Below are 6,957 nucleotides of genomic sequence, written 5' to 3'. Positions count from 1 at the left end.
TCCGGCCGCACTCACCGAATTACCGGCACGGCAAAACAAGCCCATCGCTGTAAGGCGCAAAAAGCGACACGTCAGCGATCGACGATCTTGCCGAGAGTGGTGTTTCAGAGAGTGGCTGCACTCGGGACCGTCCGTATCGAAGTGAACGTCCGGTGCTCCCTGACAGGCAGCTCGAAGAACACTAGACCTCTGTGGGCGACGAGTCAACCCCGGTTGCGCCGGCCGCCTGATGCGGCAGCTGGAACGCCAGCACCGCCACGTCATCGTCGTGCTCCGCCGTGACGCCCATCGCCCGTAGCAGGCGGGCGCAGACCACGTCGGGAGAGCCGATCGCGCCGGCCAGGGTGCGGGCGAGCAGGCCGAGGCCCTCGTCGATGTCCTGGTCGCGGCGTTCGACCAAGCCGTCGGTGTAGAGGACGCCGGTGGTGCCGGGCAGCAGGCGCAACGAGTGGGAACTGTGCGAGCCGCCGCCGGTGCCCAACGGCGGGCCGTTCTGCTGCTCGCCCTGCAGCACGGTGCCGTCGGGGCCGCGCAGCATCAGCGGGAGGTGGCCGGCCGACGCGTAGGTGAGCATGCCGGCTTGGGGGTGGCCCGGGACGGGGTCTCGGGGCGGGTCGTAGACGGCGTAGACGCAGGTGGCGATCTGGTTGGCGTCGATCTCCATGGCGATGCCGTCGAGCAGGCCCATCACCTGGTGCGGGGGCAGGTCGAGCCGGGCATAGGCGCGCACGGCGGTGCGCAGCTGGCCCATCACCGCCGCCGCCCGCAGGCCGCGGCCCATCACATCGCCGATCACCAGCGCGGTGCGGTCGCCGGTCAGCGGGATCACGTCGTACCAGTCGCCGCCGACCGCCGCGTCGGCGCCGCCGGGCTGGTAGGTGGCGGCGACCCGCAGCTCGGCGGGTTGTTCGAGCTTCTGCGGCAGCAGGCTGCGCTGCAGCGTGACAGCCGCCTCGCGCTGGCGCCGCTCGGATTCGCGCAGCCGGGCGGCCACCGCGACCTGGTCGGTGACCTCGGCGGCGTAGATCAGCACCCCGACGGCGGGGGGCGGCTGGCCGTCGCGGGTGGCCGCGGTGCGTTCGGTGGAGCGCAGCGGGACGCAGGAGACGTTGAAGCAGCGGGTCCGGCCGATCACGCCCGGCGGGCCGGCCGCCGGGTCGGCGATGCTGCGCGCCTTCACGCTGCGCCCACGGCCGCTGCGCAGCACCTGGTCGAGCAGCGGGAGCAGGCCGAGTTCGGCGAGCTCGGGCATCGCCTCCTCGGCGGGCTGGCCGGGAGTGCGGCTGCCGAAGAGCTCGCGGTAGGCGTCGTTGGCGTATCCGAGGCGGTGGCGGGAGCCGTAGGTGACGACGACGGGGGCCGGCAGCCGGCCCAGCACGTCGCGCAGGTCGTACAGCTCGTGCAGGTCGAGCAGCTGGTCGGGGCCGAGCAGGCCGACCGCACTGCCCAGCGGGTCGCGCGGACCGGGCAGCGCGACCGGGTCGTCCGGCGCGGGGGCGGCGACACGCCACGGGGCCCCGGTGAGCCGCGCACTCCAGCGCATGAGGTTCAACCGTCTGTCGCTTTCCTCGGATCCCGGATTGTCGTCACAGTTCGTACTTATGTTTGCACTGGCCGTGACGGGCTGTCACGCAGATCCTGTCAGGTGAAGGTGTCGTTCCGGAAGTCGTACGTGTGTTGGTCGTGTTGTACGGCCCGTCGCGCGGCCGCCGGTCAGCCCACGGTCAGCCCTCCTCCGCGGGGGTGCAGGCCGCCGCCTCGAACTCCGCGCGCGGGTGTTCCACCGAGGCCAGCGACACCGCCTCGCGCGCGAACAGACCGCCGAGCACCCAGTCGGCCAGCACCCGCACCCGGCGCTCGGGGCTGGGCAGGCCGCGCAGCGTGCGGGCCCGGTGCAGCAACCAGGCGCGGCGGCCGGTCAGGCTGCCCTTGCGGGTGTGGGCCACCGCGCGGCGCAGGCCGAGCGAGGCGGAGGCGTAGGTCTGTTCGGGCCGGTACGGGCGTGGTGGCCGCCCGGCGGCCGCCGCGAGCAGGTTCTCGGCCAGCAACTCGCCCTGGGCCAGCGCGTGCCACGCGTTGGGCGGACACCCAGCCCCTTCGAGCCCGACCCCCGGCGCGGGGACCGCCGCGCAGTCGCCGGCCGACCAGGCGCCGGGCAGCACCCGCCCGTCGGCGTCGGCCACCTGCAGGGTGCCCAGGCAGCGAACCCGGCCGTCCTCGTCGAGCGGCAGATCGGTGGCGGCGAGCACCGGGGCGGGGCGCACCCCGGCCGTCCAGACCAGGGTGCGGGCCGCGAAGCGGCTGCCGTCCGACAGCGCCATCACCCGGTGCTGGGCGGACTCCAGGGTGGTCCCGAGCCGGATGTCCACGTTCCGGTCGCGCAGTTGGGCCAGGGCGTGCTCGGCGAGCGCGGGGTCCGCCTCGGTGAGGATCCGGTCGCCGGCCTCGACCAGCACCCAGCGCAGGTCGCCCGGCTGGATGTTGGGGTAGCCGCGCAGCGCCTGCCGGGCCATGTCCTCCAGCTCGGCGAGCGCCCCGACACCGCCGTACCCGCCGCCGACGAAGACGAAGGTCAACGCGGCGTCGCGGAGTTCGGGGTCACGGGTGGAGCAGGCCAGGTCGAGCTGGTCGAGCACGTGGTTGCGCAGCGAGACCGCCTCGCCGACCGTCTCGAAGCCGAGGCCGTGCTCGGCCAGGCCGGGGATCGGCCGGGTTCGGGAGACCGAACCCGCCGTCAGAATCAGTTCGTCGTACGCCAGTTCGGCTTCCACGCCGCCGCTCGGGGCCAGCCAGGCGAGTCGGCGGGCGTGATCGATCCGGGTGATCCGGGCGGTGAGCACCCGGCAGTCCGCCAGGGCGCGGCGCAGCGGCACCACGACGTGCCGAGGATCGATCGAACCGGCCGCCACCTCGGCCAGCAGCGGACGGTACGTCAGGTAGGGTGCGGCTTCAACCACGGTGATTTCCGCGCGCCCGGCCCGCAACTCCGCCTGGAGTTCCCGCTGGAGCCGATGGGCCGTGGTCAGCCCCGCGCAACCGCCGCCCACGATCAGGATCCGGATGGTGCCACCCCCGCTCGAATCGGTGTGACCTGGTTCACGCAACCATGACGCCCTGCCGAGGGGCCTCTTGTCCACAGTGCGTACCGGATTCGGGTGGGGTTCACGGGTTCTCCCGGGCGGGGTGGTGCGGGGGTGGTGCACGGGAGGGCGCGCCCGAAAAGCCGTCACCCCGGGTGGTGAATCCATTACGGCCTGATTTACCGTTGGCCGACCAGCCCGACTGCCCGAGCCTGAAACGGGGAAGGGTAGTCCGCGGATGATCCTTCGCCCGTGCGGGAGATGAGCCATCCCGCGCGTCGCGCAGGCGACCACGCGGGCGCCGGGGGGCCGGGGGGGCTGGGGCTGGACCCGTGCAGGTCACGGACGGCTGCGACGACTTCGCACGAGAGCCCGGACAGGGCTCCTCCGGGGGAGGGTTGGGATTGAACGATCAGGATCACCTGCTGGGCGAACCGGCTGTGCCGCAGCTGGGCACGAGTGCCAGCACCGTGCCGGAACAGCGGGCACCGCTGTCCGTCCCGCACCGACCCGTGGCCGGCCAGGTGCCGTCGGCACCGGTGTCGGAACGGCGGACGGGCGGGCCACGGCTGCGCGTCGACGCGCGACGCAACCTGGAGAGCGTGTTGCGCGCGGCCCGCGAGGTGTTCGGCGAACTCGGTTACGACGCGCCGATGGAGGAGGTGGCGCGACGGGCCGGGGTCGGCGTCGGCACGGTCTACCGGCGCTTCCCGAGCAAGGAGGTGCTGGTCCAGCGGATCGCCGCCGAGGAGGTGGCCTGGCTGACCGCGCGGGCCCGGGAGGCGCTGTACGGGTCGGCCCGGCCCTGGGAGGCACTGGCGGGCTACCTGGCCACCGCGGTGGGCACCGGGGCCGGGCGGCTGCTGCCCCCGGAGGCCTTCGGCTACGCCGAGGAGCTGGCCCGGGTGCCCGAGCAGCGGCTGCCCGCGGACACCGGGGCAGGGACGGGGAGCTGGGCGGGCGGCCAGCCGGTCGAACCGGCCGCCGCGACCGGGGTGCCGGACGCCGACCCGCGGCTGCTGCTGCAGTTACTCGCCGCGCTGGTGGCCCGGGCGGCGGCGGCCGGTGAACTGCGGGCCGGGGTCACGGTCTCGGAGATCGTGCTGGTGCTGACGGCGGCGGTGCCACCGTCGATCGGGCGCGGCGCGGCGGCGGCCGGCCAGGGGGCGGAGCCGTCCGAGCGACTGCTGCGGATCCTGCTGGACGGCCTGCGCGCCGCGTGAGGCGGCCGGGGGCGGTCGACCGTCAATCCGGCGGCAGCCGTCAACCTGGCGTCAACTGGCTGCGCCGGAGCGGGGGAAGCGGACCTCGGACGCTTCCCCGGAAGAGTGGGTCGAGCGGTCCACGACTTCCGGTGCACCCACCGCTATGCCATTCTTTGGCCGTGGTTGGAGCCAATGTCCCGGTGCGCACCGTTCGCGGTGCCGTGACCGCCGCGCACGCCGGAGCAGGCGATGGCGCACTGCAGCACGCCTGTCAGCACTGTGCGCCCCCGGTGCCGGCTTCGCTGCCGACTCCAGTGCCGACTCCAGTGCCGACTGCGGCCCGCGCCGCGGACGGAGCGGGCCGATGACCGCCGACGAGCAGAACGAGCGCGGCGCCGAACACGGCACCGAGCCCGGCGCGGAGCCCGCGACCGGCCAGGTGCCGGGCCAGGCGGGCGCGCCCTCCCGCGAATCGCTCACCGACTCGCCCGACCGCGCGGACACACCCCCGAGCGGCCCGAGCGGCCCGACCGGCACGAGTGCCCCGAGCGGCCCGCCGATCAGCGGCCGGGTCCCCGGACAGGCCGTCGCCGGCCAGGGCGGCGTGACCCCGGAAGCGTTCGTGGCGCATCTCGGCGAGGCCTCCGGTCCGCACGGCGACCTCGACGACGATCCGGAATTCGAGACTCCGCTGGGCCTGGTGCCGCCCCCCGCCGACCCGGTGGACGGCGAGCGCCCGCCCTCCGACGCCGAGCTGACGGCTCTGGTGCGGGCGGGCGACGACAGCGCGTACGAGGAGATCTACCGTCGGCACGCCGAGCCGGTGCGCCGCTACGCGCGCAGCTGCTGCCGGGACAGCTTCACCGCAGAGGACCTGGCCGGTGAGGTCTTCGCCCGCACCTTCCAGGCGCTGAAGGCGGGCAAGGGACCGGAGTTCGCGGTCCGCGCCTACCTGCTGACCGCGGTCCGCAACATCGCCGCCGGCTGGATGCGCGGCGAGCGTCGGGAACAACTGGTCGACGACTTCGGCAGCTTCAGCCAGTCCACCGCCGCCACCTCGATCGAGTTCGACCTGGCCGACCCGGGTGCCGACGCCTGGGCGATGGCGCTGGCCGACCAGCGCATGGTGATGCAGGCCTTCACCGAACTGCCCGAGGACGACCGGGTGCTGCTCTGGCACACCGTGGTCGAGCGGGAGTCCCCGAAGACGGTGGCCGTGCTGCTCGGCAAGACCGCCAACGCCACCGCCGTGCAGGCGCACCGGGCCCGCTCCCGGCTGGCGGCCGGCTTCCTTCAGGCACACGTCTCCGGCAGCCAGCCGCAGGGCTGCGAGGAGTACGCCAACCGGCTCGGCCTGTACGCCCGTGGCGCGCTGCGCAAGCGGGCCGGCACCGAGGTCGGCGACCACCTGCGCGGGTGCGAGCGGTGCACCGCCGCGCTGCTGGAGCTGGTCGAGGTCAACCACGCGCTGCGGCTGGTGCTGCCCGGCGGCGTGCTGGTCTGGGTCGGCGCGGGCACCTTCACGGCGATCGCGGCGGCGCTGGGCGCCGGCGCGGTGGCCGGCGGGGCCGCGGCGGGCGGCGTGGCGGCCGCGAGCAGCGGCACGGCGACGAGCGGCGCGGTGGCGACCGCCGCCGCGGGCACGACGGCAGGCGCGGCCGGCGCGGGCGCAACCACAGCGGGAGCGGCCACAGCGGGAGCGAGCACGGCGGGAGCAGCAGCGGGCACCGGCGCGGCCGGAGCGGGCGCGGCCGGCGGTGGTTCGTCCGGTGGCGCCGCCGCTGCCGCCGGCGAGGGCCTCGGCACCGCCGCCAAGGCGGGCATCGCGGCCGCCGTGGCGGTGGCCACCGTCGCCGCCGTCGCCTACGCGCTGACCGGTTCCCCCGCCCAGGCGCCCCCCGCCGCCGCGCCGCTGCCCAGCCCCAGCGCCCCGGCCCGCCCGACTCCCCCACCCCCGGCCGCGCCCACCCCGACCCCGCAGTCGCCCACCCCGACGCCCACGCCGCCCCCGCCGCCGCCCAGGCACGTCCCGGCGCCGAAGCCCGCCCCGAAGCCCTCACCGACCCCACGGGCGATCCCCTCGGCGACACCGCCCCCGCCGCTCCCCACCCCGCCCCCGGTGCCGACCCCGAGCCTGCCGCCGATCCCCACTCCGGTGGTCCCGACGCCCACGCTCCCCCCGGTGCCGAGCGTGCTGCCCACCCCCGTGGTCCCGCCGATCAGCTACTGGATCGACGAACTCCCGTTCAGCAAGGGCTCGGACCGGGTTCCGCCGCCGGGCCCGACGATCAGCCGCCGGGACAGCAGCGGCTGGCTGCTCCAGCGCCAGAACCTCTGGCTGGGCGGCGCGTCCTACTCCCGCGGGGTCAGCGTGCACGCCCCGTCGACGGTCGCGATCGACCTCAACCGGTCCTGCACCGCCTACGACGGCGTGGCCGGGCTGGACGATCTGACGATCGCACCGGGCGCCGTGCGCTTCACCGTCACCGGCGACGATCAGCTCCCGCTCTGGTCCTCACCCACGCTGCGGCCCGGGGACGCGCCGGTGCCGGTCCACGTGCCGCTGGCCGGGCAGCACCAGATCCGGCTGGTGGTCACGCCGGTGGACGGCTTCTGGTCGGGCGGGAACATCGCGGACTGGGCGAACGCGCGCTTCACCTGCTGACGCCCCT

The 6,957-nt window shown here is 75.1% G+C and carries 3 protein-coding genes and 1 pseudogene; 2 read left to right on the top strand and 2 right to left on the bottom strand.

Features of this window, described 5'->3' with window-relative positions:
• Nucleotides 1-247 precede the first annotated feature (247 nt).
• Both P3T41_RS32035 and P3T41_RS32030 read right to left on the bottom strand, forming a co-directional pair.
• A pseudogene (locus P3T41_RS32035) lies at nucleotides 248-1,543 on the bottom strand (PP2C family protein-serine/threonine phosphatase); the annotation flags it as partial.
• A gap of 181 nt (nucleotides 1,544-1,724) precedes the next feature.
• Nucleotides 1,725-3,104, bottom strand: a complete 1,380-nt coding sequence (locus P3T41_RS32030) for an FAD-dependent oxidoreductase (protein ID WP_280694099.1) — start codon at nucleotides 3,102-3,104, stop codon at nucleotides 1,725-1,727.
• A 380-nt stretch (nucleotides 3,105-3,484) separates the two neighbouring features.
• Between P3T41_RS32030 and P3T41_RS32025 the strand changes: the two genes are divergently transcribed.
• Both P3T41_RS32025 and P3T41_RS32020 read left to right on the top strand, forming a co-directional pair.
• A complete protein-coding gene (locus P3T41_RS32025; protein ID WP_280694098.1) occupies nucleotides 3,485-4,303 on the top strand; it encodes a helix-turn-helix domain-containing protein in 819 nt (272 codons plus the stop codon).
• Nucleotides 4,304-4,649: 346 nt separating this feature from the next.
• On the top strand, nucleotides 4,650-6,950 hold the full coding sequence (locus P3T41_RS32020; protein ID WP_280694097.1) for a sigma-70 family RNA polymerase sigma factor: 2,301 nt from the start codon (nucleotides 4,650-4,652) through the stop codon (nucleotides 6,948-6,950).
• The last annotated feature ends 7 nt before the right edge of the window (nucleotides 6,951-6,957 follow it).

The organism is Kitasatospora sp. GAS204B, from assembly GCF_029892155.1.
Classification (GTDB): Bacteria; Actinomycetota; Actinomycetes; order Streptomycetales; family Streptomycetaceae; genus Kitasatospora.
Note: the sequence above shows the minus strand (reverse complement) of the source record. Positions and strands in the feature narration are given on the sequence as shown.